Annotated in this window: 27 protein-coding genes and 4 CRISPR repeat arrays (1 of these 31 cut by a window edge); of the genes, 7 read left to right on the top strand and 20 right to left on the bottom strand. The window is 68.6% G+C overall.

Translation table 11 applies throughout. The annotated features are described in order from the left end of the window. Window positions 1–713: a CRISPR direct-repeat array (repeat unit 28 nt; unit sequence GGACCATCCCCGCGGGTGCGGGGAGCAG); it reaches 475 nt to the left of the window's first position. A gap of 449 nt (window positions 714–1,162) precedes the next feature. Further along, window positions 1,163–2,032 (bottom strand): glycosyltransferase, encoded by an 870-nt coding sequence (locus tag NOD94_RS10785; RefSeq protein WP_281205594.1) that lies wholly within the window; start codon window positions 2,030–2,032, stop codon window positions 1,163–1,165. Between the two features lie 17 nt (window positions 2,033–2,049). Beyond that, window positions 2,050–3,411 (bottom strand): tetratricopeptide repeat protein, encoded by a 1,362-nt coding sequence (locus NOD94_RS10780; protein ID WP_281205593.1) that lies wholly within the window; start codon window positions 3,409–3,411, stop codon window positions 2,050–2,052. A 299-nt stretch (window positions 3,412–3,710) separates the two neighbouring features. On the opposite strand from NOD94_RS10780, the gene NOD94_RS10775 reads away from it, so the two are divergent. Both NOD94_RS10775 and NOD94_RS10770 read left to right on the top strand, forming a co-directional pair. Continuing rightward, window positions 3,711–4,763, top strand: coding sequence for an NAD-dependent epimerase/dehydratase family protein (locus NOD94_RS10775; RefSeq protein ID WP_281205592.1), 1,053 nt, complete (start codon window positions 3,711–3,713; stop codon window positions 4,761–4,763). A gap of 36 nt (window positions 4,764–4,799) precedes the next feature. Beyond that, on the top strand, window positions 4,800–5,495 hold the full coding sequence (locus tag NOD94_RS10770) for a transferase (protein WP_281205591.1): 696 nt from the start codon (window positions 4,800–4,802) through the stop codon (window positions 5,493–5,495). Window positions 5,496–5,564: 69 nt separating this feature from the next. Next, window positions 5,565–6,630: direct repeats of the CRISPR family, unit length 29 nt; unit sequence GGGACCATCCCCGCGGGTGCGGGGAGCAG. Between the two features lie 239 nt (window positions 6,631–6,869). On the opposite strand, the gene NOD94_RS10765 is transcribed toward NOD94_RS10770, so the two are convergent. The 6 genes from NOD94_RS10765 to NOD94_RS10740 form a co-directional block, all read right to left on the bottom strand. Next, window positions 6,870–7,502 carry a hypothetical protein gene (locus tag NOD94_RS10765; RefSeq protein ID WP_281205590.1) on the bottom strand — a complete coding sequence of 211 codons (633 nt, stop codon included), beginning with the start codon at window positions 7,500–7,502 and terminating at the stop codon, window positions 6,870–6,872. Between the two features lie 486 nt (window positions 7,503–7,988). Next, a CRISPR array of direct repeats spans window positions 7,989–9,115; the repeat unit is 29 nt; unit sequence GGGACCATCCCCGCGGGTGCGGGGAGCAG. A gap of 87 nt (window positions 9,116–9,202) precedes the next feature. Next, a complete protein-coding gene (locus NOD94_RS10760; RefSeq protein WP_348652326.1) occupies window positions 9,203–9,583 on the bottom strand; it encodes a TraR/DksA family transcriptional regulator in 381 nt (126 codons plus the stop codon). 218 nt (window positions 9,584–9,801) lie between these two features. Continuing rightward, window positions 9,802–10,344, bottom strand: a complete 543-nt coding sequence (locus NOD94_RS10755; RefSeq protein ID WP_281205589.1) for a hypothetical protein — start codon at window positions 10,342–10,344, stop codon at window positions 9,802–9,804. A gap of 37 nt (window positions 10,345–10,381) precedes the next feature. Then, window positions 10,382–10,672 carry a hypothetical protein gene (locus NOD94_RS10750; RefSeq protein ID WP_281205588.1) on the bottom strand — a complete coding sequence of 97 codons (291 nt, stop codon included), beginning with the start codon at window positions 10,670–10,672 and terminating at the stop codon, window positions 10,382–10,384. A 134-nt stretch (window positions 10,673–10,806) separates the two neighbouring features. Further along, entirely contained in the window at window positions 10,807–11,070 is a 264-nt protein-coding gene (locus NOD94_RS10745) for a hypothetical protein (RefSeq protein ID WP_281205587.1), read from the bottom strand. A gap of 61 nt (window positions 11,071–11,131) precedes the next feature. Continuing rightward, complete coding sequence (locus NOD94_RS10740; RefSeq protein WP_281205586.1) at window positions 11,132–11,611, bottom strand: ATP-binding protein; 480 nt, start codon at window positions 11,609–11,611, stop codon at window positions 11,132–11,134. A gap of 335 nt (window positions 11,612–11,946) precedes the next feature. Here NOD94_RS10740 and NOD94_RS10735 point away from each other — a divergent pair, with 335 nt between their 5' ends. Together NOD94_RS10735 and NOD94_RS10730 are read left to right on the top strand one after the other, a co-directional pair. Beyond that, window positions 11,947–12,837, top strand: coding sequence for a helix-turn-helix transcriptional regulator (locus tag NOD94_RS10735; RefSeq protein WP_281205585.1), 891 nt, complete (start codon window positions 11,947–11,949; stop codon window positions 12,835–12,837). Continuing rightward, window positions 12,834–13,058, top strand: coding sequence for a DUF397 domain-containing protein (locus tag NOD94_RS10730; protein WP_281205584.1), 225 nt, complete (start codon window positions 12,834–12,836; stop codon window positions 13,056–13,058). Before NOD94_RS10735 ends, NOD94_RS10730 begins: the two co-directional genes overlap by 4 nt. A 200-nt stretch (window positions 13,059–13,258) precedes the next feature. On the opposite strand, the gene NOD94_RS10725 is transcribed toward NOD94_RS10730, so the two are convergent. The 5 genes from NOD94_RS10725 to NOD94_RS10705 form a co-directional block, all read right to left on the bottom strand. Next, on the bottom strand, window positions 13,259–13,669 hold the full coding sequence (locus tag NOD94_RS10725) for a GNAT family N-acetyltransferase (protein ID WP_281205629.1): 411 nt from the start codon (window positions 13,667–13,669) through the stop codon (window positions 13,259–13,261). A gap of 90 nt (window positions 13,670–13,759) precedes the next feature. Continuing rightward, complete coding sequence (locus tag NOD94_RS10720; RefSeq protein ID WP_281205583.1) at window positions 13,760–14,476, bottom strand: leucine-rich repeat domain-containing protein; 717 nt, start codon at window positions 14,474–14,476, stop codon at window positions 13,760–13,762. Window positions 14,477–14,541: 65 nt separating this feature from the next. Beyond that, window positions 14,542–16,143: an ISL3 family transposase gene (locus tag NOD94_RS10715; protein WP_281205582.1), complete on the bottom strand. Its 1,602-nt coding sequence runs from the start codon at window positions 16,141–16,143 to the stop codon at window positions 14,542–14,544. 420 nt (window positions 16,144–16,563) lie between these two features. After that, window positions 16,564–17,080: a CRISPR direct-repeat array (repeat unit 29 nt; unit sequence GGGAACATCCCCGCGGGTGCGGGGAGCAG). A gap of 283 nt (window positions 17,081–17,363) precedes the next feature. Next, window positions 17,364–17,768, bottom strand: a complete 405-nt coding sequence (locus tag NOD94_RS10710; RefSeq protein ID WP_281205581.1) for a TraR/DksA C4-type zinc finger protein — start codon at window positions 17,766–17,768, stop codon at window positions 17,364–17,366. Further along, complete coding sequence (locus NOD94_RS10705) at window positions 17,765–18,877, bottom strand: Ku protein (protein ID WP_348652325.1); 1,113 nt, start codon at window positions 18,875–18,877, stop codon at window positions 17,765–17,767. The genes NOD94_RS10710 and NOD94_RS10705 overlap by 4 nt, the downstream gene beginning before the upstream one ends. A 52-nt stretch (window positions 18,878–18,929) precedes the next feature. Between NOD94_RS10705 and NOD94_RS10700 the strand changes: the two genes are divergently transcribed. Together NOD94_RS10700 and NOD94_RS10695 are read left to right on the top strand one after the other, a co-directional pair. Further along, the gene (locus NOD94_RS10700) at window positions 18,930–19,325 is read left to right on the top strand and encodes a hypothetical protein (protein ID WP_281205580.1); all 396 of its coding nucleotides are present in this window, start codon (window positions 18,930–18,932) and stop codon (window positions 19,323–19,325) included. 344 nt (window positions 19,326–19,669) lie between these two features. Then, complete coding sequence (locus tag NOD94_RS10695; RefSeq protein WP_281205579.1) at window positions 19,670–19,990, top strand: hypothetical protein; 321 nt, start codon at window positions 19,670–19,672, stop codon at window positions 19,988–19,990. 93 nt (window positions 19,991–20,083) lie between these two features. On the opposite strand, the gene NOD94_RS10690 is transcribed toward NOD94_RS10695, so the two are convergent. From NOD94_RS10690 to NOD94_RS10675, 4 genes are all read right to left on the bottom strand, one after another. Further along, on the bottom strand, window positions 20,084–20,443 hold the full coding sequence (locus NOD94_RS10690; protein WP_281205578.1) for a VOC family protein: 360 nt from the start codon (window positions 20,441–20,443) through the stop codon (window positions 20,084–20,086). A 693-nt stretch (window positions 20,444–21,136) separates the two neighbouring features. After that, entirely contained in the window at window positions 21,137–21,283 is a 147-nt protein-coding gene (locus tag NOD94_RS10685; protein ID WP_281205577.1) for a hypothetical protein, read from the bottom strand. Window positions 21,284–22,197: 914 nt separating this feature from the next. After that, the gene (locus NOD94_RS10680; protein ID WP_281205576.1) at window positions 22,198–22,542 is read right to left on the bottom strand and encodes a PRC-barrel domain-containing protein; all 345 of its coding nucleotides are present in this window, start codon (window positions 22,540–22,542) and stop codon (window positions 22,198–22,200) included. Window positions 22,543–22,568: 26 nt separating this feature from the next. Further along, complete coding sequence (locus NOD94_RS10675; RefSeq protein WP_281205575.1) at window positions 22,569–22,844, bottom strand: isoamylase early set domain-containing protein; 276 nt, start codon at window positions 22,842–22,844, stop codon at window positions 22,569–22,571. Window positions 22,845–23,091: 247 nt separating this feature from the next. On the opposite strand from NOD94_RS10675, the gene NOD94_RS10670 reads away from it, so the two are divergent. Then, window positions 23,092–23,400: an STAS domain-containing protein gene (locus tag NOD94_RS10670; protein WP_281205574.1), complete on the top strand. Its 309-nt coding sequence runs from the start codon at window positions 23,092–23,094 to the stop codon at window positions 23,398–23,400. A gap of 20 nt (window positions 23,401–23,420) precedes the next feature. Here the strand turns inward: NOD94_RS10670 and NOD94_RS10665 are convergent, their stop codons facing one another. The 3 genes from NOD94_RS10665 to NOD94_RS10655 form a co-directional block, all read right to left on the bottom strand. Further along, window positions 23,421–23,753 carry a hypothetical protein gene (locus tag NOD94_RS10665; protein ID WP_281205572.1) on the bottom strand — a complete coding sequence of 111 codons (333 nt, stop codon included), beginning with the start codon at window positions 23,751–23,753 and terminating at the stop codon, window positions 23,421–23,423. Further along, window positions 23,750–24,079 (bottom strand): STAS domain-containing protein, encoded by a 330-nt coding sequence (locus NOD94_RS10660; RefSeq protein ID WP_281205571.1) that lies wholly within the window; start codon window positions 24,077–24,079, stop codon window positions 23,750–23,752. Before NOD94_RS10660 ends, NOD94_RS10665 begins: the two co-directional genes overlap by 4 nt. Window positions 24,080–24,175: 96 nt before the next feature. Then, on the bottom strand, window positions 24,176–24,829 hold the full coding sequence (locus tag NOD94_RS10655; RefSeq protein ID WP_281205570.1) for an HSP18 transcriptional regulator: 654 nt from the start codon (window positions 24,827–24,829) through the stop codon (window positions 24,176–24,178). Window positions 24,830–25,000 lie beyond the last annotated feature (171 nt).

The following is a 25,000-nucleotide window of genomic DNA, read 5'->3' as shown; positions in this document are numbered from 1 at the left end:
TCCGCGACATCGCGGGACCATCCCCGCGGGTGCGGGGAGCAGGCCTTGAGCTCGGCGATGTCGAAGGTGCTCTTGGGACCATCCCCGCAGGTGCGGGGAGCAGTCAACCCTCTCGTCTGGCATTGGCCTAGCGCTGGGACCATCCCCGCGGGTGCGGGGAGCAGTAGGAGAACATCACGCCGTAGCCGGCGGGGTGGGGACCATCCCCGCGGGTGCGGGGAGCAGACCCGGCCGAGCCAAACACTGCCCTGTTTCGCGGGACCATCCCCGCGGGTGCGGGGAGCAGGCGGCGAAGAACGCGGCGGCGACGTACGCGGCGGGACCATCCCCGCGGGTGCGGGGAGCAGCACACGGACGTCTGCGGCCCGTAGAACACCGCGGGACCATCCCCGCGGGTGCGGGGAGCAGAGGGGCCGCAGAAGCTCTCCGTGGACGACCGCGGGACCATCCCCGCGGGTGCGGGGAGCAGCTGGTCAGACACGTTGTGCGGTCTCTCCGGCGGGGACCATCCCCGCGGGTGCGGGGAGCAGTCCGCGCCCTCCTGGAACGTCTCGGTGATGCCCGGACCATCCCCGCGGGTGCGGGGAGCAGACAGGAGCCGGCACTGCGGCCGCCGGAATCCCGGGACCATCCCCGCGGGTGCGGGGAGCAGTCTTCAGCGGCGTCAACCACCTCACGTTCACAGGGACCATCCCCGCGGGTGCGGGGAGCAGGCTTGCTGAACTGCGATTTTATGGCGAGCAAGCCCTGGTTTTACTCACTTTCACTGAAACTCACTTAGCTGGACAAGCGCACCCAATAGTGCCGTTTTCGCTCGTGGTTCACCTGTGGTGCCAACGTTGGAGGTGGCACCACAGCCGCGAGGAGCTCCCGAGGGAGCGAAGGTCGGCCGCCGGGGCGGGGTCGTTGGTTCCCGCGCCCCGATCGCAGCAGGTAGCCGCCCTCTCCGTTGATGCCGGCCTGGGCAACGCTGGTCTTCGACTCTTCGTCACGTCTTCGTCAGGGACCTTCTCGTGGTCGTGAGCGGGCCGCCCGAGCGCGATCCGCCTTGACCGGCTCGGCCTGCCTGCCCCCCATGGCACTGCTGTGTCTCGGGGAGATGCGGAGGCCGCTGGGCCTGCTCCTCGTCCGCAGGGCCCCCGTCCGAGCAGGCCCGGGGCCGTCAGATGATCGGGGGGCGGCCCAGGCGGGTCATGCGCCATACCGTGCGCCAGCGCATGGGCCGTCGCGGCGGGCACGGGACGCGTACTCCCTCGAAGAAGCCGGCCCACCAGGCGGTCAGGCCGGAGAGCGGGGGGCGCTGCGCGAGGGTGTACGCGGCCCAGGTCGCGAGGTAGATCGGCACCAGGACGGCGGGCAGGTGGCGCTTGGCCAGCCAGACCCGGTTCCGGCCGGTGTGGTGGTAGTACACCGCGTGCCGGGACGCCTCCGTACGCGGGTGCTGGAGCACCATGTCGGCCCGGTAGTCGATGTCCCAGCCGGCGTCCAGGGCCTGCCAGGCGAAGTCGGTTTCCTCGTGGGCGTAGAAGAACGGGGTGGGGAACTCGCCGACCTCGTCGATGACGCTCATGCGGATGGCGTGGCCCCCGCCGAGGAACGTCGTCACCGGTCCGGACACCATCGGGTCCTTGCCGCCGAGGCGGGGGACGTGCCTGCGCTGGCTCAGGCCCGTCTCGTCCGCGATGCGGAACCCGGCGATGCCCAGCCGGTGGTTGTCGGCGAAGGCTTCCCGGATCAGCTTGAAGGTGTCGGTGCGGGGCAGGAGGCCGTCGTCGTCGAGGACGACCACGATGTCCGTGCCGCCCTGCTGGCGCAGCCACCGCACGCCGGCGTTCCGGCCGCCGGGGATACCGAGGTTCTCCGGCAGATCCACGCCCGTCACGTCGTCCGGTAGGGGGTCGAGTTTCACGCCTTGACCGAGGACCACGACGGTGGCGGGATCGCCTTCCTGCCTCGCCACGGAATCGAGCAGGGCCCGCAATTCCGCGGGCCGGTCGCCCATGGTCAGGATGACAACCCCGATCTTCGGCATGTCGCTGCTTGTTCCTTTCACGGATGGGTCTTGAGCAGTTCGGTGGCGCGCTGTTCCAGGTTCCCCGCGCCGGTCACGCCGCGCCTGCGGTAGCGGGTCGCGGCCGCCTGGATCTCCTTGACCGCCTGTCTGTTGCGGTCGGACACCACGCCTCCCATGAAGTCCAGGGACCGGTACCAGAGCCCGACGGCTTCCTCGTACCGGTGTTGACCGGCCACCGATCGTCCCAGGTCGGTAAGGGTCAGGCCGTGCTTGAGCTGGTACGTGCCCGGCAGTCGGCCCGCCAGGGCCCGTCGGTAGTGACGTTCGGCCGCCGGGTGGTCCTTCATCGCGGTGAGGGTCTTGCCCATGTGTGAGGCGACCGTGGCCGCCACCGGTCCCGAGGCGGCCGCGTAGTCGGGGACCGGGTCCCGCGTGTCCGTCACCGCGTCCTCGGCCGCGAGCAGCGCACGCGCCGCTCGGGCGCCCTGTCCGCCGGCCCCGTACGCCCGGGCGCAGGTGACCAGCAGCAGGGCCTCGGTCTGTCGGTCCACCTTTCCCGCCGCCCGGTTCAGGGCGGCTTCGGCGAGCTCCGGGCACGCGTGGGGGTGACCCAGGTCGAGGGCCTGGTGCGTGAGGGCCCGCATCATCCACGCGGCGTGGCCCTGCGGGTCGGCCTCGCAGGCGAGCTGATAGCCCAGCAGGTAGTAGCGCTGGGCGGCGCCCTCCCGCCCGAGGTCGTGGTGTTTCCAGCCGACCAGGCAGGCCAGCTGGGCCGCCGCCCCGAACGCCTCGGAGCGGACTTCGGGGGAGGGGAACCGGGCCGTGAGCATCGGTGCGACGGTGTCGGTCAGGTAGGCCGTGACCGTGGTCAGGCCGTGCCCGCCGCCCATCCGTTCGTCCACGCTGCGGAACATCTCGGTGAGCTGTCTGACCGCGGTCACCTCGGCGGGGCCGATGAGGCCGCCGCCCTCGGCCGCTCCGAGCGTCACGGCGACCGCTTCGTGGTCGTAGGTCAGGGGCAGGCCGACGGAGGCGGCGGTGAACGCGGCGCCAAGGAAGTCACGGCGTCGTTGCATGACTGCTCTCCCGAGATCGGCGATGGCGGCCAACGGATCGGCTTCCAGGGCCCCACCGATGACAGCGGAGCCTAGACCGATCTCGGCGACCGTCACCCGTCGCTTGGTCCGTCTCGTCAACGCTTCGGTGATGTAGGACGGCGTCTGCCCGGACGGCGTACCGCCGGCGACCCAGTAGGCCACGGCCGAAGGACCCGTACCCAAGCGCCGTCCGGCCTCGGCCGCCACGGAGCGAATCTCCCTGGCCAGGGCGTAGTACGTGGCCCCGGACTCGGCGATCACCGCCGCCAGCGCACTGTTCGGCGTCCGATCCCCTGCCAATGCGGACCCCCCTGCGAACGGTCTTGAACGGGTTGAACGGGTTCCTGCCGTCACCACCGTACTCACTTACCGTGCCGACGAGTTCACTGTTCATCACGCCGCCCGGGGCCGCGCAAGGCTCCGTCCGACGGGGCCCACCCCTGCCCCGGGTGGCGCCCGCAGGGTGGCGGGGAGGCGGTCCTGAACCGGCCCGGTCGCAACCTCCCCGCCGCCCCGTGACCCCGTGACCCCTGATCACCGCTTCATCCCATCACCCCCTCACCACATCACCCGTTTTCGCCGAGCTCGAGGGAGCCACCATGCCGCTCACCGACGCCGACCTGTCCGCCGCGCTCACCGGATCGACCGTCGTGGTCACCGGGGGCGGGGGCATGGTCGGATCCCGCGTCACCGCCCGTCTTCGCGCGGCCGGGGCCCGAGTCCTGGCCGTGGGCAAGCTCGACGCCTACCCCGCCACCGTCTACGCCGACCTGTTCGGCGTGCACACGAGCGACGGGGACACCATCGTGGGCGACATCGCCGACGCCGCCCTGATGGACCGCGTCGTACGGGAGGCCGACTACGTCGTGCACGCGGCCGCCGTCGCCGACGTGGCCGCCTGCACCCGCAACCCCCTGGCCGCGATCCGAACCAACGTCACCGGCACGCAGGTCCTCCTGGACGCGGTCCGCCGCCGCAACGCCCGCGTACGCCGGTTCGTGTTCGTCTCCTCGGCAGCCGTCTACGGCAACGGCGACCCCAAACGCCACGACGTGCAGCGCTGGAACGAGGAGCAGCCCCTGGCACCCCTGTCCGTCTACGCGAACACCAAGGCATGGGGCGAAGCACAGACCGCGGTCATCCTCGACAAGGCCAACGTGTCCCACACCTCGGTCCGCTACTTCTCCGTCTACGGCGAGCCCCAGACCGTCAAGGAGGGCTCGCACTCCTGGGTCGTCGCCTGGATGGCGATGCGCGCCAAGCTCGGCCTGCCGCTGCACCTGAACGGCGGCGGCCGGCAGGTCCGCGACTTCGTCCACGTAGAGGACATCGCCGCGGCCACCATCCACGCCATGCTCGCGCCCGGCGCAGACCGGCAGACCCTCAACGTCGGCACGGGCCGCGCCACCTCCATCGCCGACGTGGCCCGGCTCATCCGCAACCACTACCCCGACGCCGAGTTCCAGGACCGGCCGCTGCCCGAGGGCGACCCGCTCGGCGGGACGGCCGACACGTCCCGCATGACCGCCGCCCTGGATTGGGAGCCCACGATCACGGTGGCCGAGGGCGTGGCCCGCTACGTCGCCTGGCTCGACAACACCCCCGGCGCCCTGCCGGACTTCCTGCGCCGCGAAGCGGCCGAAGTCGCCTGATGATCCCCGAACCCCACGACGAACAGGAGCGAGCAGGTGCCGGATTCCATCCGTATCGGTGACTACATCCGCAGCCCCGTCGAGTCCGGCCTGCACGCCACCGGCTACGCCGGGATCGGCGGGTTCGAGCTGTCCGACTTCCTCACCGGGTGGGACGCCCTCCACGACGAAGCCCTGCACACCCTGCCCGAGCGGATTCACCCCACCGCCCGGATCCACCCGACCGCGATCATCGGCGACGACGCGATCATCGGACCCGGGGTCCGCGTCCACGAGTTCTCCACCGTGCGCAAGCGCTCCGTCCTGTGCGCCGGCGTCTCGGTCGGCTTCGGCTGCGAGGTGACCCATTCCTTCGTGGGGGAGAACACCGTGCTCGGCCACCAGGTCGGCATCGGCCACTCCGTGATCGGGGCCGACGTCCACCTGTCCGCGAACCTCGTCATCGCGGCGATCAGCCTGTGGAACTTCGACATGCGCCGCCCCGTCAAGGAGATCGTTCTCCACGGCGACTCCGACGACGAACCGGCCTACCGGTGCACGACGCCGAGGTTCGGGGGCTTGATCGGGGATCACGTGCAGACGGGCAGCATGATCACGCTCGGTCCGGGCATCGCCGTGGGCCGACACTCGGCCATCGCGGCAAGCGTCTGCCTTGGCAGCAGCATCGTCCCCGCCGCGAGCGTGGTCCGATCCACCTCCCCGGAGGTGACGATCGAACCCCGCCGCATCTGACCGCTCGACGGCCGTCGCCCGATCAGCCGCCGGGCGACGGCTCGGGGCGACTTGGAGAAACTCGTCTCCGGGACCATCCCTGCGGGTGCGGGGAGCAGTGAGGGCGCCGCGGGCCTCCTCGCGCCGCTCGGGGACCATCCCCGCAGGTGCGGGGAGCAGCAGCGCTGCCACCGCTTGTGGACGTCGTGGCCGGGACCATCCCCGCGGGTGCGGGGAGCAGCGTGTGGGCGAGCTTGCCCAAGATCTCGTCCCGGGACCATCCCCGCGGGTGCGGGGAGCAGGTCTGGCGTGACGCGGATGGCGACACGTGGGAGGGACCATCCCCGCGGGTGCGGGGAGCAGGGCCTGTCTGCGACCGAGTACGGACTCAGCTGGGGACCATCCCCGCGGGTGCGGGGAGCAGCTGTGGCGGCGGGACTACGAAACCGCCCAGGCGGGACCATCCCCGCGGGTGCGGGGAGCAGCCGAGCTGTACGCCTTTGCACCCGACCCGATCGGGACCATCCCCGCGGGTGCGGGGAGCAGATGTACGGCTCACCGCTGGGGGACGGGGGGAGGGGACCATCCCCGCGGGTGCGGGGAGCAGTTGATGTGGCAACCGCTCCAGTAGAACTCACTGGGACCATCCCCGCGGGTGCGGGGAGCAGGCCCGACCCGGACGCGCCCACGATCAGAATCCGGGACCATCCCCGCGGGTGCGGGGAGCAGGGCGGACGCCGGGCGGAGGGGGTCGGCGTCCAGGGACCATCCCCGCGGGTGCGGGGAGCAGATCAGGGCGATGCGGTAGTGCAACGCGAGCTCGGGACCATCCCCGCGGGTGCGGGGAGCAGCATGCCCAGAACTCGCACAGCGGGCAGACGTCGGGACCATCCCCGCGGGTGCGGGGAGCAGCAATTTCCCTTTCTAAATGTCGAATGGAAGTGGGGACCATCCCCGCGGGTGCGGGGAGCAGCCACTGAGTTGTTTGTCTTCGTCCAGTGGGCGGGGACCATCCCCGCGGGTGCGGGGAGCAGTACCGGCTCCTTCTGCGGTTCGCCCAGCGCCTGGGACCATCCCCGCGGGTGCGGGGAGCAGCGATCAACGCGATCTGTTCCGGGCGGAGTGTGGGGACCATCCCCGCGGGTGCGGGGAGCAGGCTTGCTGAGCTGCGAGTTTATGTGGAGCAAGCCTTGGTTTTACTCACTTTCGCTGAAATTCCCATTTCTGAACAAAGGCCCGCATCTCGGGCCGCCAGCGTGGTTCGTCATGGAAGGCAGCGCCTCGGAACCACGAGCACAACGCCGTCCTGCCGGCGTCAGGCAGGGTCTGGCGGTCGGTGTGCATTGTTTCCCGGTTTTCGCAGGCCAACGTACCTCGTGGCACCGGATTCAGCCGCTACGCGTTGCCACGGATGTCGCGGACAACGTGTACTCCGAGTGGAGGCACTTCGTAGTGGAGGCGCAGGCCCGGACTCCGTTCCGGGGTAAGCCAGCCGTATGCCCGGAGGGTCCGTTCGCTGCCGAGTACGGTCGTGGGCAGGTTGAGGAGGGCCTCACCGGACTCGGCCGTGATCCTGAGCGGCAGCAGAGCGTTCTCGGGTCGGTCACCCAGCTCCCACTCTGCGCCGAGGAGTTCTGTCTCCACGCCGCCTTCTGCGCGGACCTCCAGGGAGCTGAACAGCCCGCTTGGCCCTCGCACCACGCCCGGGTGCCAGACGGCCCTGCCCTGCTCCCGATAGAGCACCTCGGGCTCGACCGCGAAGGCCAGCCGGCGCCCCGTTTGGGCCTCACCGATGAAGTTGATCAGCTGCAGACCCAGTGGGCGTACCCAGAACTGCAGGTAGGCATCGTCCACTCGGACATCGCCGAACTGTCCAGTCGCCCGGTAACGTCGTGCTTCACGTTCCATGTCGTGAAACGGCACGAGGAATCCCGGGCTGTCCGGCCCGCGGAGAGTCATGCCGGCAGGGCCGAGCGGGTCGAACTCCTCCCACTCGGTACCCTCGATCCGCCCCTCCGGTGCGTCCACGACAAGAGTAAGGACCGAACCGGCGGGCCCCCGAACCAGTCCGGTGTGCCAGATGCAGATCCCGTCCGCCTCGTGAAGAACCTCCGGGTTCAGCAAGATGTCTGGTGGGGGCGGCGCATCAGAGCTCACGGTTTCTCTCCGATTCAGAGTGAGATGCCACAGTCAACGGCCTCTCGCCGGAGAAGACCGTGGGGAACTGGGCTTCTCGGGCGTACGGTTCCGCGAGTGCGCTGCCGGGCCGTGCTGCAGGAGATCAGCGACCGCCTGGCCCTGATCGCGGTCCGCCTCGCCCCTTCCGCTGTGACCGGCGCCGTCGGCTGCCCGCTGACGAGGCCATGCTTGCGGCCACGGCCTGGGAGGACACGCCGGGATCCGGAACCCCCAGCCAGCCCCGGGCAGGATCCCGAAGCTCGTCCAGGAGAACCCGGCAGACATCCGCGAGGCTCGCACTGCGGTGGTAGTGCAGAGACTTCTGCACGGTCTCATAGCCGACGCCGTACGGGTGCGGGGAGCAGACCGGCGTGGCCTCGGGTGCCAGGTTCAGGCGGGGACCATCCCCGCGGGTGCGGGGAGCAGTTTCCCGCCGGTATCGATGGGGCGATCCTTGCGGGACCATCCCCGCGGGTGCGGGGAGCAGAGGTGGGCCTGCTCGGACAGGTGGTAGGTGACGGGACCATCCCCGCGGGTGCGGGGAGCAGCCGCACCCACAAGGCCTTCGCTCTGGAGGCCGGGGACCATCCCCGCGGGTGCGGGGAGCAGGCCTACTCAACGGCCGACGCCAACCACCCGGAGGGACCATCCCCGCGGGTGCGGGGAGCAGGCCGCCTGCACGAGCTGCCCGTACGCCGCCGCGGGACCATCCCCGCGGGTGCGGGGAGCAGTACCTACTCAGCGGCAACCGGACCGGCGTCCGGGGACCATCCCCGCGGGTGCGGGGAGCAGTCGGTCCGTACGGGGCCCTGCTATCAGCCCTGGGGACCATCCCCGCGGGTGCGGGGAGCAGCCCGCGAACCGGCCGATCGCTGGCAGGATCTGGGGACCATCCCCGCGGGTGCGGGGAGCAGATGCTGGCCGCCCAGCGGCACGCCGCAGACCGGGGACCATCCCCGCGGGTGCGGGGAGCAGCTGAGTAGAGCGTCGATGTCCGAGGTGTTGATGGGACCATCCCCGCGGGTGCGGGGAGCAGTCGACGCGGGCCTTGCGTGCGTTGTTCAGCAGGGGACCATCCCCGCGGGTGCGGGGAGCAGGTGTTCAACGCCACTTACGCGGCGAGGGCCCAGGGACCATCCCCGCGGGTGCGGGGAGCAGTACCGGATGCGGTACAGCGCCCGTGCGTCCGTGGGACCATCCCCGCGGGTGCGGGGAGCAGAGCATCCAGCCGGTCCGCCACCGGCCGGGCCGGGGACCATCCCCGCGGGTGCGGGGAGCAGTTCGTGTCCCCCTCCCTTTGGAGGTGGAGCAAGGGACCATCCCCGCGGGTGCGGGGAGCAGTGGACGGTGCCGAGCCATCCGTCTCGGAGTTCGGGACCATCCCCGCGGGTGCGGGGAGCAGTCGGTGAACACGCCGCCCGTCGCGCCGTCCGGGGGACCATCCCCGCGGGTGCGGGGAGCAGGCTTGCTGAGCTGCGAGTTTATGTGGAGCAAGCCTTGGTTTTACTCACTTTCGCTGAAATTCCCATTTCTGGGCAAGGGCCCGCATCTCAGCCCGCCGGCCGTGGTTCGTCATGGAAAACAGCGCCTCGGAACCACGAGCACGACGCCGTCCTGCCGGCGTCAGGCAGGGTCTGGCGGTCGGCGCGCGTTGTGCTGAGCGCAGTGGACGCAGGTGGTCGCGGCAGGGCGGATGTCCAGGCGTTCGGGGGGATGGTCCCGCCACAGGTCTCGCAATCTCCGTACCGGCGGCGGCCTTCTTCAAGCCGTTCCAGTGCCTGATCCAGTGCCTCGACGTGTTGGTGTGCCTGCTCCAGCAGGGCGGCCACGTGGGCCCGTTCGAAGGCGGTGCTGCCTCCTTGGGGGTCGTAGTCGTCGTCCACCGCGATCAGTGCGTTCGCCGCGACCATCCCATCGAAGTCGCGGCTCAACCCGGCCGCCCGCGCGAGGGTGCCCGCGCGAGCGGCCGCAAGCGCGGGCCGGATGATTCGGCATCGCTCGTCGGGGTCATGAGCAGGACAGTGCCCTCACCAGGTCCCCGCGGGACATTTTCGAGCGGCCGGTGAGGTTGGCGCCGAGGTCGGCTTGCTCGGCTTCGGCCGCCGCGCTTGGAATACGCCTGTCGGCAATGCCGCGCTCGAGATGCCTCTTACCCTGTTGCCCCTGAAAGGGTCTCGCTGACCGAAGGTTCGGGGGGCCGCCGCCAGGTGACCGGTTGCCGCAGGGCTGCGAGGATCTCCGGCCCGAATTCCGGGTCGTCCCAGTCCCCGTCTCCGCAGGAGGGGAGTTCGGCGGAGGGGTCACGCAGCAGCGGTAGCAGGCGCTCCGCGTCCTTGTGCCCGGCGTCCGCCGCGGAATTGACGAGGAAGCACAGCCAGGCGTGCGCCCCATCACCCCCGAAGACGCACGGCCCCATCCTCAGCACTACGACCGCGTAGCGGAACCAGGCGCCGGGGTGCTGCTCTCCGGTGGCCACTCCGAGCCGGCTCTCGGCGATGTTCAGGTCTCCTCGGGCCAATGCCTGCGAGCCCATCAGGTAGCAGAGGTTCGCGTGCCGGCGGCGCTCCAGGGCCTCCTCGCCTGCCAGGGGCTCCATGCCCCAGTCCCCGTCGGGTCTGTCCCAGAAGTCCGCACGGTGGGCCGGCGGCTTCTGCGGGTCTGCTGCGGGCGACGCGTTTCCCGGTCCTTCCACAGCGCTCACTTCCTTTCTTCGCCGGTAGGCGGCGAGGTCACCGCGGGTGCCGCCACTCATGAGGGGCCTGCTTCCGCAATGCGAGCCAGCCGGTCAGGATCCGGTCCTGGCGGGTGGGCCGCGGCTCGTCGTCGAGACTGACTGCCACGATCGCGCCGCCGCCGCCCCGCACCGCCCAGGGCCACAGCGGGCCGGGCTCGAAGGACAAGGCGTCGTGAGGGTGGCCGTAGTCCACAGCCCAGGTGCCGGCCACGTCGTAGATGAACCGGCCGGTGTGTGGAAAGTCGAGGCCGCGGCGGAGTCCCAGTCCCTCGGCAATGGCCAGCATGCCAATCCTGGCGCTTTCGTTCTCGGAGGGGACGTGGGAGTGGGGGTGCCAGAACGTAACGGCCGCCCCATGGCTCCTCGTCCACGTGGCGTCGACACGAATCCCGGCAAGGAACTCGGGACCGGGTGGCGACGTCACGCGCCCTCCCCGGAACGACGCTCCTCGGAGAGCCGCCGCAACGCGGCGAGCACCCGGGCCGCATCCGCCGGCCGCCACAGGACCAGCGCGACCGGACCGATGCCACCAGGCCGAACATCAGGCTCCGGCCGCGGCAGCCCTTCCTCGGCGCGCCGCCACTCAAGACCCGGCGTCCGCCGCGGAAGCGACTCGCGCTCCGACGACACGGGTACGGGTGCGGGCACGTGTACGGGCAACCCGTACCGACTGACCTCGTACATCAAGGTGTTCCTTCTGACGTGGGATCGTCTGGATACTCAGGCAGCTCAGCGGCTGGGGCCATTACTCGGCCGCGGTCTCGGCCGTACGGCACAAGGCCCAGGTCTCGGTTCCGGCGTCGCTCGTGCCCCACTCGTCCGACAGGTCTTCGACGAGGGCCAAGCCGCGGCCGCACTCGTCGTCCGGAGCGGCCGCCCGAAGCGCGGGCCGCCCGCTGGGGTGGGCGCTGCTGACGGCCAGTCGTACGTGCGTGGCCGTCAGCACCATGCTCACCTGGACCTCGCCTTTGCCGTGCTTGATGGCATTGGTGACCAGCTCGCTGACGATCAGCTCTGCGGTGTCGACGAGCGAGTCCGGCGCCAGATGGTGAAGCAGGGCCGCCAAGACCCGGCGCATACGTCCGACGTGGCGGGCGTCCGACTCCGGCAGCGGTTCGCCACTGGCGTGGCCTTCCACTGCGAAGGAGCACACCAACCGGTCCGCCGCATGCCGGTGGTGTCGCGTCGACGCCGCGCCGGTGTTGGCCACGTGCGAAGTGATCATCTGCGTCATGGTCCGACACCAGTCCCAAGTAGCCGGTACGGGTGCGCCTTCACGGAGGTCGCGACCCCGGAGCCCGAGCGTGACCACCCGCAACTTCACGGGCCGTCGCTGCTCTGCTCAACTAGCTTGCTCGTGGGTAGAGTTATGGAGCAATGAATATCCCGAAGAATATTCTTCGGGATAGAAACTGGCACATGCCGTGGCACGTTCATCGACTGTTCCGGCACTCGCATGGCATGCCACACTGCGCGCGTAAGCAGTTCCAGCGCGCGCATGGGTCCTGGAGGCACGCGCATGGCCTGATCGCCACGCGCATCGGAAGGAGAGGCAGAGGGATGGCTGCGAAGCCCAGACCTACCGTGCGGCGCATCGAGCTGGGCCACGAGCTCCGCCAGCTGCGCGAGCAGGCCAAGCTGACCCTGGAACAGGTGAGCGACTCGGATCGCGTGAAGGGCATGTACTTCGCCAAGCTCCAGAAGGTGGAGAAGGGTACGCAGACCTTGCGCTCCGCGCAGGAGCTGAAGGATCTGCTGTCTCTCTACGGCGTCGACGACGAGGATCAGGTCGAGCAGCTCCTGCGCATCCAGCGGGAAGGAGCAAGCCAGGACTGGTGGTCACCCTACGAATCGAAGATGCCGTCGGGCATGCCGCGCTTCGTCGGCATCGAGGCGGCGTCGTACGAGACATGGGCCTTCCATCCGACCCTTGTCCTCGGTTTGTTCCAAACCGAGGGGTACGCCCGCGCTCTCCACGTCCTGGCACAGCCGGTCGAGGAGACGACCAGCGAGGCGATCGATCGGAACATCAAGGTGCGCATGGGGAGGAAGGAAGCCATCTCCCGCAGCGACGAGCCACTGGTATTGCGTGCTGTGCTGTGGGAGCCCGCTCTTCGGAACCTCATCGGTGACAGGCAGACCATGCGCGAGCAGTATGACGAGCTCGCCCGGTTGGCAGCGCTTCCGAACGTGCAGCTCCAGATCCTGCCGATACTGCCGGCGAAGTTCCGGGGGAACCCGCCCACGCACAACTTCCAGGTGCTGCACCTGCGTGACGGCCTCCCCACGTCCGTTCAGGTCGACACGCCGTGGAGCACCACGGCCGTATCGGACAAGCCCCGGGAGGTGGGGAAGTTCACCAGGAACTTCAACTCCCTGACTGCCGCTGCCCTGCCGCCGGAGGACACTCCCGGCTTCCTACAAGACCTATCGCGAGAGATCCCCACATGAACGAGAATCCCATGAGCGCCGGACCGGAAACCGGCCTGCGTTGGTTCAAGTCGTCCTACTCCGATGGCGCCGGCAACAACTGCGTCGAGGTGGCGTTGGCGCGGCTCGTCCACATCCGCGACTCCAAGGACAGGGCACGCGTGCCCGTACGCGTCCACCCGGCCGCATGGTCGGCATTCGTCTCCGCGGCGAGCGGGTCGCACACCGCTGACGCCATCTGACTTCCGCATGACATGGCGTGGCCCTCGTTCGGAAAACGGTAGGGCCACGCCCCTTCTTCGTACCCACCCCTCCCACCCCTCTCTGTAGCTGCAGTGAATGTCCCCCCTCAATCAGAGACGGTTCTCAGAGGGCACCCGCCGTCTGCTCGCCACGCGATCAGCAGCCCGTCGGAGCTCCGTACGGTTGGCTTTGTTCACGTTCAGCGGTTCTGGCTCAAAGTTTTGTGGTCGATCACGTTGCGCATCGCCCGCGTCTCATGCGATCCGAGGATGCTGCACGAGACCGCACCGCGCGCCATACGCACGTTGGGCAACCTGCCTCGCCACAGCTCACGCTCACCCGTGAGCTGAAACCCGTGGCGCTCGTAGAACCGGATCGCTCTCCCGTTGTACTCAGTCACCCACAGGTGCAGGGGAGCACCGTCCGCCCATAGAAAGAACTCACCCATCAGCTGACCGCCGATGCCATGGCCTTGGGCTTCCTTCAGCAGATACATCGGTCCGAGGGTCACAAATTCATCGCGGCGGCCACAGAGGACACCAGTGATCTCAGCCCCGGATCGGACGACACGGCAGAAAAGCCGGTCAGGGTGGCGTGCGACCTCGTCAATGAACTCTCGTGGCTCTGTTCACGAGAAGGGGTTCTGGCTCAGCTTCTGTGGTGCGGTAACTCTGAGTGCGTACCGCACCGAGGACGCTCCCTACGTCCAAACAATGCAGCCCCGTTGCGCAAGGAGGTCGAGCAGGCGTGGCTCGGGCTCGATGTTGTTCCAGCGGATGTCCAGTTTCTCGAGTGAGGGGAGCTCGGGCAGCCAATTCGGCAGGGTGTGGAGTCTGTTGCCCCGCAGGTCGAGATGGCGGAGCCGTGAGAGCCCCGCCAGAGCCTCTGGGATGTCCGGCAGGGCGTTCTCTCGTAGGTCAACGTGGCGCAGTTCGGTCAGGTCGCTGACGGATTCTGGTAGGCACGTAAGTGCGTTGCCCCGCAGCCATAACTCACGGAGCTGGTGGAGTCGGCCGATCGATTCGGGGAGTGCGGTGAGTCGATTGTGCTCGGCCCGAAGCTCCACCAGTCCGATCATTTTGCCGATGGTGTCTGGGAGGCTGGTGAGGTGATTGCCCCCGAGATTGAGGTATCGGAGGGCAGTGAGCCGGCCGAGCGATCGGGGAAGCTCTTTCAGCTGGTTGTCGTGCAGGTACAGGTACTTGGTGAGCGGTAGTTCAGTCAGCTCGTCTGGGACCGAGGCGAGCTCGTTGTGGCCCAGGTCCAGCGTGTGCAACTGCCGTAGTCGTGCAATCTGGGGTGAGATCCGCGTCAGCGCATTATCCGCGAGGATCAGCACGTGCAGTTCGGTCCGCTGCCATAGCGACTCTGGCAAGGCGCCAAGGTTCTGCTTCCACAGGCTCAGTGTCGCCGTCACGTCGGCATGCCTCCAAGACTCGGACGGACTCGCTGCCCCGCAGCCTACGACCAGTGTGGTCACCGTCAAGCGAGAAGAACCCGCTTCCGAAGGAGCCGGAAGCCCGCGCGGCCGAACATCTGACGCTTGAGCATCTTGATCCGGTTGACATGACCTTCGACGACTCCGGAGTTCCAGGTCAGGGTGAGGCCAGCGATCACTGCATCGCGGTCGCGGTCGATACCTGCCGCAAGCGTGTGGAGGCTCGGGAGGTCGTCCTGCTTCACGGCGTCGAGCCAGTCCGGTAGCCGCTCGCCCTGGCGCTCGGTGAGCATGGTCGCGAAGGACCGGACGTGCCTGGTGAGGGCGTCGATCTCGGGGCAGTTGGCCCGGACGTTCTTCAGATGGAGTTGCTCGGCATCGGACAGGTTTTCCGGGCGGCGCAGAACCCACCCGGCGACTGCCCGGGGTGAGGGCGGCCGGGCTGTCACAGGCCGTGGCGAGGTGCGCTTCTGGCGGAGGTAGGCGCGAACGCGCTGGTAGCTGCCCTGGTAGCCGAGCGGGACAATCTCTTCCCACAGTTTCCAGGCGTTGGTGCAGCCCTCGTTCCAGCGGTCGTCGAGGTAGGTCTTGTACTCGTCGAGGACGGAGGTCCGGGCCTGCCACTGACCGGTGAAGAGGTCTTCCGGCTTGGCGGCGTCCGCGTACCGTTTGACGGTTCGGCTCGTCATGCCGAGTTGCCGCTGGATGGCGCGACGGCTGTGTCCTGCCTCCACCAGGGCATGGACGGTGGCGTGAACGGTTCGGGTTCGTTCGGCGAACCGGTGCCCGGTCGGCCATGGCGAATTGGACGACTCCTCTGCAGGGTCGGGCTCCTCCTCGGTCGCTTCAGGCGCCTCAGGGACCAGGACGCGCAGGCACTGGCGGTGCTGGGCAATGCTCCGCTCAGCGGCTTCGCTGAGGTTGTGCCAGAGATGCCACCGGTCCGCGACCTGCACGGCCTGCGGTGCGCCGACGGTGGCGCCCTCGGCGAAGAACGGGGCGCGGTCCCGGCATACGACCTCGATTCCGGGCCGTTCGGCCAGCCACGCGGCCAGGCTCGATGACTCCCGGTCGGGCAGCAGGTCGACCGGCCGGCGGGTCTCGACGTCCACGAGGACGGTGCCGTAGTTCCGGCCTTTGCGGGTGGCGTACTCGTCGACGCCGACCACTCGCGGGGCGGGCACCTCCGGCTCGGGAAGTGCGTCGATCAGCCGCAGGACCGTGCTGCGGCTGATCGGCACGCCGACGACGTGGGCCAGGCGGGCGCCGGCCCGGCCCGCGAGGGCGAGACCGATCGCGGCCAGGGTCGAGCGAAGCCGCTCGGTCCGCTGACCGTGCCTTCGGGTCAGGCCGGGTATTTGCTCGACGAACGTGTGACGTCCACACTCGGCGTTTCGGCAGGTGAACCGGCGGACCCGCAGCTGGAGTACGACGCTTCGTCCCGCACTCGGAAGATCAGCGGGAAACCGCAGGTAGGAGCCGTGAACCCGGCAGGACCACGTTCCGCACCCCGGGCACCAGGCGCCCGCGGCTGTGCACCGCACTTCAACACGCACTATCGCGATGTTCACGTCCACCGACAGCACCGCGACGTCGTCGATCGACGGGAACAGCAGCTCCTCCAGCCGGAGCAAGACCTCTTTCACAGCCCGAACTGTCGGTGCAGTCGCTCCTGCCACTGCTCATTTCGAGGCAACTTCCGGAGGCGTCAAAGGAAGTTCAGCGGTCACTCACAGTGCACGGACCACACAACCTGAGCCAGAACCGAACTCGGGTTCTGGCTCAACTTCTGTGGTGACGGCTCGACGATCGGTTCACCGGCACCCCGAACGATGAGAACCAGCTGGTCAGTCCGTTGGTCCAACGCGGGCACGGATGCGTACGGCCGAGCTCCACAGAAGTTGAGCCAGAACCGGAACTCGTGAACAAAGCCAGCTTCTTCTGGGTGAGCTCGGCGAACCACCGATCCACCCCACCAGGTTCAGCCACGATGCGATCGTGAGTGTGAAGTGCAGGTGAAAGCGCGGGTGCGTCAGCAGCCACTTCTTGATGTCGGGGGTCTTGTGGGTCGCATCCCCGCAGGTATGGGGAGCAGCTAGCGGGCGCTCGTGGGCGTTAGGCCCAGTCGGGAACATCCCCGCGGGTGCGGGGAGCAGGGAACGTTCTTGGCAACCTCGACACAGTTGTTGGGAACATCCCCGCGGGTGCGGGGAGCAGATCGTCGGGATGCTTCCGAAGGACTTCCTCACGGGAACATCCCCGCGGGTGCGGGGAGCAGCGCAGGCGCGACACGAACCGCGTGCACGTCCTGGGAACATCCCTGCGGGTGCGGGGAGCAGATCGTATGGCCCGGCACGCTCGGCGAGTGGGCGGGAACATCCCCGCGGGTGCGGGGAGAAGTCCAAGGGCATGCTCGATACGACGCTGGAGGAGGGAACATCCCCGCGGGTGCGGGGAGCAGGCGGCTGATGTGGCTGGTGGGGACGAGGGGGAGGGAACATCCCCGCGGGTGCGGGGAGCAGAACGAGGATCGCCCGGTGCCGGCGGAGCGTGCGGGAACATCCCCGCGGGTGCGGGGAGCAGGCTTGCTGAACTGCGATGTTATGTGGTGCGAACCCTGCTTTTACTCACTTTCACTGAAACCGTCATTTCTGTACAAACGGTCCGGATGGGACGCCAGGCAGGTACGCCAGCGGCAACTCGGGGCCGATCTCGCAGCGGGACTGCCAACCTTGGCGCGCACAGCGCACGTCGGGAGCACCCGTCGAAGGACGAACCGTATGCCTGCCCACCGGCCGGCCATGGTTCCTCATGGGTCGCAGCGAACGGCCTGGGTGCCAGGAGTGCGTGCGACGCTCGGTCGGTCTCAGGCGGGGTGTGGCGGCCGGCGCGGGTCGAGCCGGGCGCAGTGGACGCAGGTGGTGGCGGCCGGGCGGATCTCCAGGCGTTCGGGGGGAATGGTCCCGCCGCAGGTGTCGCACTGGCCGTACTGGCCTTGTCCGAGTCGTGCCAGCGCTTGGTCCAGTTCTTCCAGATGTTCGTGTGCCTGCGCCAGGAGGGCGGCCACGTGGGCCCGTTCGAAGGCGGTGCTGCCTCCTTCGGGGTCGTGCTCGTCGTCCACCGCGATGAGGGCGTTCGCCGCGACGATTCCGTCGAAGTCGCGGCTCAACGCGGCCGCCCGAGCGAGGGTGGCCGCGCGGTCGGCCGCGAGGCGTGCGTGGGCGGTCGCAAGTGTGGATCGGACGTGCTCGTCACCGCTCGTCGGGGTCATGGGCGGGACAGTGCCTTCACGAGGTCGTTGCGGGTCATGTTCGAGCGGCCGGGCAGGTTGGCGGCGGCCGCCTTCTTGTAGAGGTCCGCCTTCGACAAGCCGCTCAGGTCCTCCTTCGGGGTGGAGCGGATCCGCTTCTTCGCCGCCGGCGTCTTGCCGGGCCGGGTCTTCCCGGAGGCCGTGGCCTTGCCGCCGGCGGTCTTCGGGCTTCCGGCACGCTCGACGCTGGCACGCAGGGCTTCCATGAGGTCGACGGCACCGGTCGGTTCAGCGGCGGGTTCGGCCTTCTCCAGGGTCTCGCCGGTCTTCTTGGCCTCGATGAGGGCTGCGACCTTCTCCTGGAACGTGTCGTGGAACTCGCCCGGATCCCAGTCCATGCTCATGGCGACGATGAGCTGTTCGGCCATCGTCAGTTCCTTGTTCGAAGCCTTCGCCCTTCCCGGGAGTGTGTCGATCTCCTTCTTCGGGTCCCGGATCTCGTCCGCCCAGTGCAGGGTGTGCAGGGTGAGGAGTCCGTTCTCGGCTTTGAGGGCGACGAGGTACTCGTGCTGGCGCATCACGAAAGTGGCGATGCCCGCCCTGCCGGCCTTGGCCAGGGCCTGCTCCAGCAAGCTGTAGACCTTCCCGAACTCCTTGCCGCGCGGTCCGAGGTAGTAGGTCTTGTCGAAGAAGATCGGGTCGATCTCGTCCAGGTCGACGAACCCGGTGATCTCCAGGGCCTGGGAGCGGCCCGGCGCGATCTCGTCCAGCTCCTTCGGCTCCACCAGGACGTACTCGTCGCCGGCGTCGTAGCCCTTCACGATCTCCGTCAGTTCCACTTCGTCGCCGGTGCGCTCGTTGATCCGCTTGTTGCGGATCCGGTCGGACGTGCCGCGCTGGAGCTGATGGAAGTGAATGGTGTGGCTGTCGGTGGCCGTGTAGAGGCCCACCGGCAGGCTGACCAGCCCGAACGACAAGTTTCCGGCCCAGACGGGACGCGCCACGGCCGTCACCTCCTCCAGTCGCCCCCTCTTCCCGTGCAGGGCGCCTACCCGGTCCGTGGTCCGCACCATCCGACCGAATCCGATGGTGCCGGCCGCCGCCGCAGGTCGGTCTGCCGAACGGGGCACTGACCGGAGTGTCGGCTTCCCTTTCATAATCGAACAGAATTACGATTACGGAGTGACCCCTGAAAGCTCCTTCCCCGATGACCTCCTCAAGCTGCAGGAGCGCCTCCACCGCGCCCACGCCGAGCACCGCGTCCACCTGGCGGCTCTTCCGTGGAGCGTGGAGCCCATGAAGGGCTGGGCTCGGGGTGAGCGCTACTCCCACCGCGGGGACGTGCCCGACAGCCCGGGGTGGAGTGATGAGCAGAAAGCGACGGCCGACCGCATGTGGGCCGAGATCCGGGATCTGTCGATCAAGGTGGTCGACCACCCCCACTGGAAGAGCGTCTCCGCCGACACCCTGGTGGAGAGCCGCATGCGGCTGAAGCGGCAGGCCCGTCCCGCCGAAACCGCCGAAACCGTCGAAGCATCCGAAACGCTGGAAGCATCCGAAACCGTCGAAGCGGCGTAGCCGCCATCCCGGAGCCTCTTCCGCACCTGCCACCGATCCTGGACCGCTCCTGCTGAGGGGCCGGCGGCCCCTCCCACAACCCCCTCGCCGCGGAGGTGGCACCAGCCGGCGGGGCGCCTTCGAACCGTGCGGGAACTCCGTACGGCTTCACGACGACGCATTTCGGCATCCGCCCCTCCGCCCGCGCTGCTCAGTACCTGACCCATATTCCGCCCGGTACTCCGGGTCTTTGGTAGCTCGGGCGTAGACGCTTGGTCCGGGTGATCCTGTGTGTGAGGATCGCGCCGTGTGCGCACCAAACAAGCAGTTGCGCACATGGCCGGCCGAACGGCCAAGGAGGGGTGATGGAAATGTTCGCGGGGAGAACGGCGCGGCTGGTAGTCAGCAACGATGACGAGATGCCGCTGGAACTGATGCTGGAGCCTTGGGGTGACGTCCATCGGATCTTGCCGAAGGAGACGTGCGTCGTTATCACTCATTCCTCTGCGGAAGATGGTTCTTGGCCCGGGACGCAGCTTGGGGACGAGCCGTTCCAGGTTGACCACCGGCGCAATTCAGTCACGGTGTGGGCCAACGGCCGCTGCTTCCACCTCAGCGACAGGAAGGGCAACGAAATCGACCCGTACATCTACGGGGGATGTCCTGCCCAGAACCCGGCCACCTGAAGGAGTGCCTGCACGGCCTCGACAGGTGAACGCCCAACGCCTGACGCCCCACTGACCGAAAGGGCGGACGGGGCGTCAGGCGTTCGCCGCGTTCTACGGTCCTTCGATGCCGACGATCGTGCCGAACGGGTCACGCAGCTGGGCGATCCTGCGGCCGGCCTCGATGGTCAGCGGGCCGCGGTGGTGCTCACAACCGGCCGCCAGCAGCCGCTCCCGGATTCGGTCGACGTCGTCCACCCCCCAGTACACGACCGGGCTGCCGCCCCGGGGGTTGCGTTCGTCATCCATCGGGTGGAATCCGACCTCGACCCCACCGATCTCCACCCAGGCGTAGGCGGCCCCGGTATCACCGACGTCCAGCTTCACGGGGACGTCCAGGAGCTCACCCCACCACCTGGCCGACGCCTCGGGGTCCACGGCGAAGGTCATCACGGTACGAACGGTGCTGAACACGGCCCACCTCCAAAGGGGTGCCTCACAAGTTCTGGTCACTGCCAATCCCCACACGGAAACCTGATGACCTCTCCGACCATCGCCAGGATGTGCACCTCGGCGACTCCGGATGTCCCGTACCGCCTGGGGTCCCTGTGTTTCAGCAGGCCGGCCGCCATGGGGTTGCGGTCCGTCCGACAACGGGCGGGACGGACCAGGGGACCAGGCATCACGCCGGTCACGCCACGTTGTTCGCCCGGACGGCCCGGTAAGGGGGGCAGACGAGGCTACCGCGATCAGGCCGGATGGTTGGGGCCGAACGACGAGGGGCACCCGTCGGACCGCCACCACCGAAAGTCAGCCCCGACGGCGCGGTTCGCCGAAGAGCAACGGCCGGTGGCCACCCGCACACACCCTGCATCAGCCACGCCTCCCTCATGGAAGAGGGACACGTGCCGCAGTCGCCGACGGCGGCCGATCACCCCGGCGGGGCACCGCAAGCCCGCCAGGGCTGAGGAGCTACCGACCCGACGCGCCGCACCGGACTGCCGAAACCTGCCGTGCTTGTATAGCTATAAGAGACATGGAACAGTGGCAACCGTCCGATGACGCGTAAAACTTTCCGCGCCGCCGGACATGACGAAGCCCCCCGTCGACGCCAAATCTCAGAGGGGTCTCGCCATTCTCACTGGCTGCCGTCGGCGCCTTGGTGGGTTACCACCAGGGGCCGGTGGCCTGCTGGGCGTAGTCCCAGAAGCGCCACGACCAGTAGCCGGCCTTCGTGAGCGCCGCCACCATCATCGGAATGATGAGGAACGCCCAGGCCCACCACGGGTACGGCGGGCGGAAGAAGTGCCACATGGGCACCTCCTTCACGGAGCACCTTCCGCAGCTCCTCCTCGGGCACGACCGCAGTCCGGCCGTACGCGTAACGGTCGGCACGCGTACCCGAGTTCGGAGAGTCCCGAAGGACTCCCCCGCCGAGATGAATCGAACCACACCGGCCAGGGCTACGGCAGTTGATGGAGTCAGGGCCTTCCGCCTCTTCAAGGTCCCGGTAGCCGCACGTCATGCGGCATTCGGTTAGCGCTCGGGCGACCGGGGTGCTGTGGTGTCGTCACATTGAAGAAATAGGGAGAAGTCGGGTGGCTGGAGCGGTGACCAGCAAGGCTGGACCCGTAACCGGCGATGATGAGAACGAGCCCATTCGGATGGTCAACACCAGCTTGCGGATGCGCCGGCCTCCACCATGACCTTGATGTAGATCGGCACCAGGGGGTCCGAACCTCAAAGAATGGCGCTTTTACGACTGTGGCGAAAATTCGTCATCATGGACAGGTTCGCAGTTCACGGGCGACCTTGGCCTGGCCCCGGCGGCACACGTAGCGGAGCGGCAGGTCAGGACGTGATCGGAGAGAGGTCACGCAGGAGCCGGCCGATCGCGGGGAGCTGAGACGGAGGACGCGGAGAGCGGCGTCCGGAGAGGCCCATTGGTCCCGTGGGCTGCCCGTCGCGGCCGACTGGCAGCTGCCATACGCGCTGTCGCCGCGTGATCGCCGGGATCAACTCTCGTGTTGCCGAGCAGGGCTGAGCCCGCTGCTTGAACGGGACCGCCTGCCTCGTGATCGTTCGTGCCCCGGACCGGCGGGCGCCCCTGGAATACGCTCGTGCGGGGGTACCTTGACGTTTCGCCCGATGGCCGGCCGCGCGGCGCGGGGGCGGCGGCCCTCCCCGCGTGGCGGGAAGGGCCGCCGCCGCTGTCGAACGGGCCCGGGTCAGTTGCGGCCCTGGTAGTACGTGCCGATCTGGTCGCGGTAGGCGGCGTCGCCGCGATGCTTGTCTTTGTCGTATTCGGGGGAGTCCTTGATCTGGTCCTTGGTGAGGTTGACGAGGATCTTCTCCTCCTTGGCGTCGACGCGGACGATGGTGCCGGCGGGCAGGAGGACTTCCTTGCCGAAGATCCACGGACCGGTGTCGACGACGATGTAGGAGGAACCGACGTCCTCGGTGTGCTCGTCGACCTTCCCGATGTGCCCATCACTGGCCTCGACCTTGAAGCCGACCAGGCGGGTACCGGGCGTGTAGTGCGACTCCGGGTTGTAGCTCCACATGTCGGTCACAGGGGGTCTCCTTCTGGGGGTGGGGGTCAGGTGTGCAGGAGGCTGTTGCGGCCGTCGTGGCCGTCGGCCTCCTCCTCGTCGAGCCATTGCCCGCCGTCGGCGAGGTACCGGAACCCGTGCCTTGCCCCCGACGAAAGGGTGATGGTGACCGCACGGCTCCCGTCGGGGCGTCCCGCCAGGGGATGGAGGCCGGGCTGCCAGTCGTTGAAGTCCCCGACCACGCTGACCTCACCGGCCGGATGGCCGGCGGGCAGGACGAACGTGACCTCGGTCCGCTTCTTACGCCGCGTCCGCTCCAACATCGACAGACAACTCCTCACCAACCGGGGGCAATGACTCCCCATCCCTGCCCAGCACGTGGGGACGGCTGCGGGGGACTACTCCACACGCGCGATGGTTACCACCCGCACGGACCCGGCGCCTCGCCCGACGGAGACCTCGCCGACCTTCCAGGCCGATCGTGCCTGCACACGGCAGATGCGGCCGGGAACGGCGGTCTTGTGTCCCTGGGTACGGTGAAATATCGACAACGGCTGCAGGGAGGCAGACGTGGAACAACATCAGCAGCCCCGGACGGTGGTCCGGGTAACGGGGGAAATGGATCAGGACCGCGGCCGGCAGCTCCGGACCGAACTCCACGCCGCGCTTGACCGGAGCCACGGTGATGTGACCGTCGACCTCAGCGGGCTGGTCTTTTGTGACTCCTCCGGCCTCAACGCGCTCCTCGCAGCGCGCCTCCACGCAGTTGAAAAGGGGCGAGTGCTGCGCCTGGCGGGTCCGTCCCGGCAGATGCTGCGGTTGCTGGATTTGACCGGAGCGAAGCCCCTGTTCCCCATCGACACGACACCACCCGCCTGACCCGCCCCCTGCCGGGGCTGTTACGGCAGATCGGGCAGAGCATCGAGGACGAGCAACCATTCGTCGTCGCGGGTCTCGACGATGAAGCCGGCACCGCGCAGTGCGGCGGCCAGGGCGAGCCCGAAGGCGCGGCGGAGCCCGGGCAGATCCGGTTCGCCTCGTCCGTGGGGTGGGGTGATGTCCTGGGGCATCCAGCCGATCATCACGCCGCGGGCGTGTTCGATGAGGTGCACGCCCTCCGCTCCGGTGGTGATCTCCTCGAAGCCGAGCTCGGCGAGCGCCCACCGCACCCGCTCCAACAGGACTTCGGCTTCCTGGTCGTTCATGGCCGGGCTGTATACGGGTGTGGTCACGTGGGCGTTCCGTTGGAGGGTGGTAGGTGGAGGGGGAAGAGGGGGAGGGTGCCGGTGATGTCGAGGAGGCGCCGCATCTGGTGGTTGGGGGAGTCCAGCCGGATGTCGATACCGGCCTTTTGGGCGGCCTGTCGGGCGATGAGGAGGGCGTTGAGGCCCGCTGAGTCGCAGAAGGTGAGGCGACTGCAGTCCACGACGAGCGGCCTGCAGGGCGTGGAATGCCGCAGCGCCTCGGCCAGCGCATGGCCGAAGTGGGGGCCGGTGGTGAGGTCCATCTCGCCGATGACCCGCACGGCAACAGTTTCGTCCAGCACGTCCACGCTCACGCCGCTCTCACCAACGGATCCTGACGGATTCACGGTCATGACGGAACACCCTCTCCAAAGGCCACGCCGTACAGGCGCGATGGCACGCGGAAGCGGTCAGGTTGTTCGGGGGTTGCGCTGCTCATGACTGTCCTTGCGCAGCCGTTCGGTGTGACGGGTCATCGCGTCGATCCGCTCGGCGAGCTCCGCATCCTGCGGACGCAAATGCTCACGGGCCCCGCGCAAGGGGCCGACGAGGCGCGCCACGTCGTTGTCCGCGAGCGCCTGGTCCAGCTCCGCCATCGACGCCGCCGCACCAGGCGGCAGATCACCGAGCGCACTGACCTGCCCGGCCAACCGACGAAGCTCCGCGGCGTTGCCGCGGGCCCACACGGCGACGGTGCGCTCGGCCGCCCGCGAGTTCCGGGTGGCCGCGACCCGCTGCTCGCCGGTGCTGCCGGCGGCTCCGGGGCGCAGGCGCAGGTAGCGTCGTTCGGCGGCCTGACGGCTGGCGACCCCGAGGGGGGCGGCGAGGTCTTCCCAGCTCGCACCCCCGGCCCGGGCCGCCTCGACCAGCCCGCTCTCCCACCCGGCCAGCCGCTCACGCACCTCACGCAGCATCGTCAACGCGGCCAGGGCCTGTCGCGGACCGGCGTCCGACGCGGCCGAGGGCTCGCCGGAGGGCCGGCGCCCCGCGATTTCCAACGCCTCATTGATGGCCTCCAGCGCGGCGGTGGCCGCGCCGGGGCTGAAAGGTTCTGACTCCTGCATGGCACCCTCCAGGGTCACGTCATGCTTCAGGCGACGCGCACAGAGTCGTCTGATCCATGACATTCATCCTGTCACTCATTCAGTGACACTCTGCTTGTCATCGTCTGGATGACATGTTACAACGGATGCACGTTGAAGCGCATTGGCAGTTTCTGCCTGAACCAACTGGAG

Origin of the sequence: Streptomyces sp. Isolate_45 (assembly GCF_024721315.2) — a bacterium.
In the GTDB taxonomy this organism is placed as follows: Bacteria; Actinomycetota; Actinomycetes; order Streptomycetales; family Streptomycetaceae; genus Streptomyces.
This window is presented reverse-complemented; position numbering and strand designations above follow the sequence as displayed.

Bases quoted from the DNA above. Each gene is read 5' to 3' on its own strand.
- NOD94_RS10785 (WP_281205594.1), bottom strand. From the start codon at position 2,032: ATGCCGAAGATCGGGGTTGTCATCCTGACCATGGGCGACCGGCCCGCG.
- NOD94_RS10775 (WP_281205592.1), top strand. From the start codon at position 3,711: ATGCCGCTCACCGACGCCGACCTGTCCGCCGCGCTCACCGGATCGACC.
- NOD94_RS10750 (WP_281205588.1), bottom strand. From the start codon at position 10,672: ATGCTGGCCATTGCCGAGGGACTGGGACTCCGCCGCGGCCTCGACTTT.
- NOD94_RS10745 (WP_281205587.1), bottom strand. From the start codon at position 11,070: ATGTACGAGGTCAGTCGGTACGGGTTGCCCGTACACGTGCCCGCACCC.
- NOD94_RS10740 (WP_281205586.1), bottom strand. From the start codon at position 11,611: ATGATCACTTCGCACGTGGCCAACACCGGCGCGGCGTCGACGCGACAC.
- NOD94_RS10735 (WP_281205585.1), top strand. From the start codon at position 11,947: ATGGCTGCGAAGCCCAGACCTACCGTGCGGCGCATCGAGCTGGGCCAC.
- NOD94_RS10730 (WP_281205584.1), top strand. From the start codon at position 12,834: ATGAACGAGAATCCCATGAGCGCCGGACCGGAAACCGGCCTGCGTTGG.
- NOD94_RS10710 (WP_281205581.1), bottom strand. From the start codon at position 17,768: ATGACCCCGACGAGCGGTGACGAGCACGTCCGATCCACACTTGCGACC.
- NOD94_RS10695 (WP_281205579.1), top strand. From the start codon at position 19,670: ATGGAAATGTTCGCGGGGAGAACGGCGCGGCTGGTAGTCAGCAACGAT.
- NOD94_RS10685 (WP_281205577.1), bottom strand. From the start codon at position 21,283: ATGTGGCACTTCTTCCGCCCGCCGTACCCGTGGTGGGCCTGGGCGTTC.
- NOD94_RS10675 (WP_281205575.1), bottom strand. From the start codon at position 22,844: ATGTTGGAGCGGACGCGGCGTAAGAAGCGGACCGAGGTCACGTTCGTC.
- NOD94_RS10655 (WP_281205570.1), bottom strand. From the start codon at position 24,829: ATGCAGGAGTCAGAACCTTTCAGCCCCGGCGCGGCCACCGCCGCGCTG.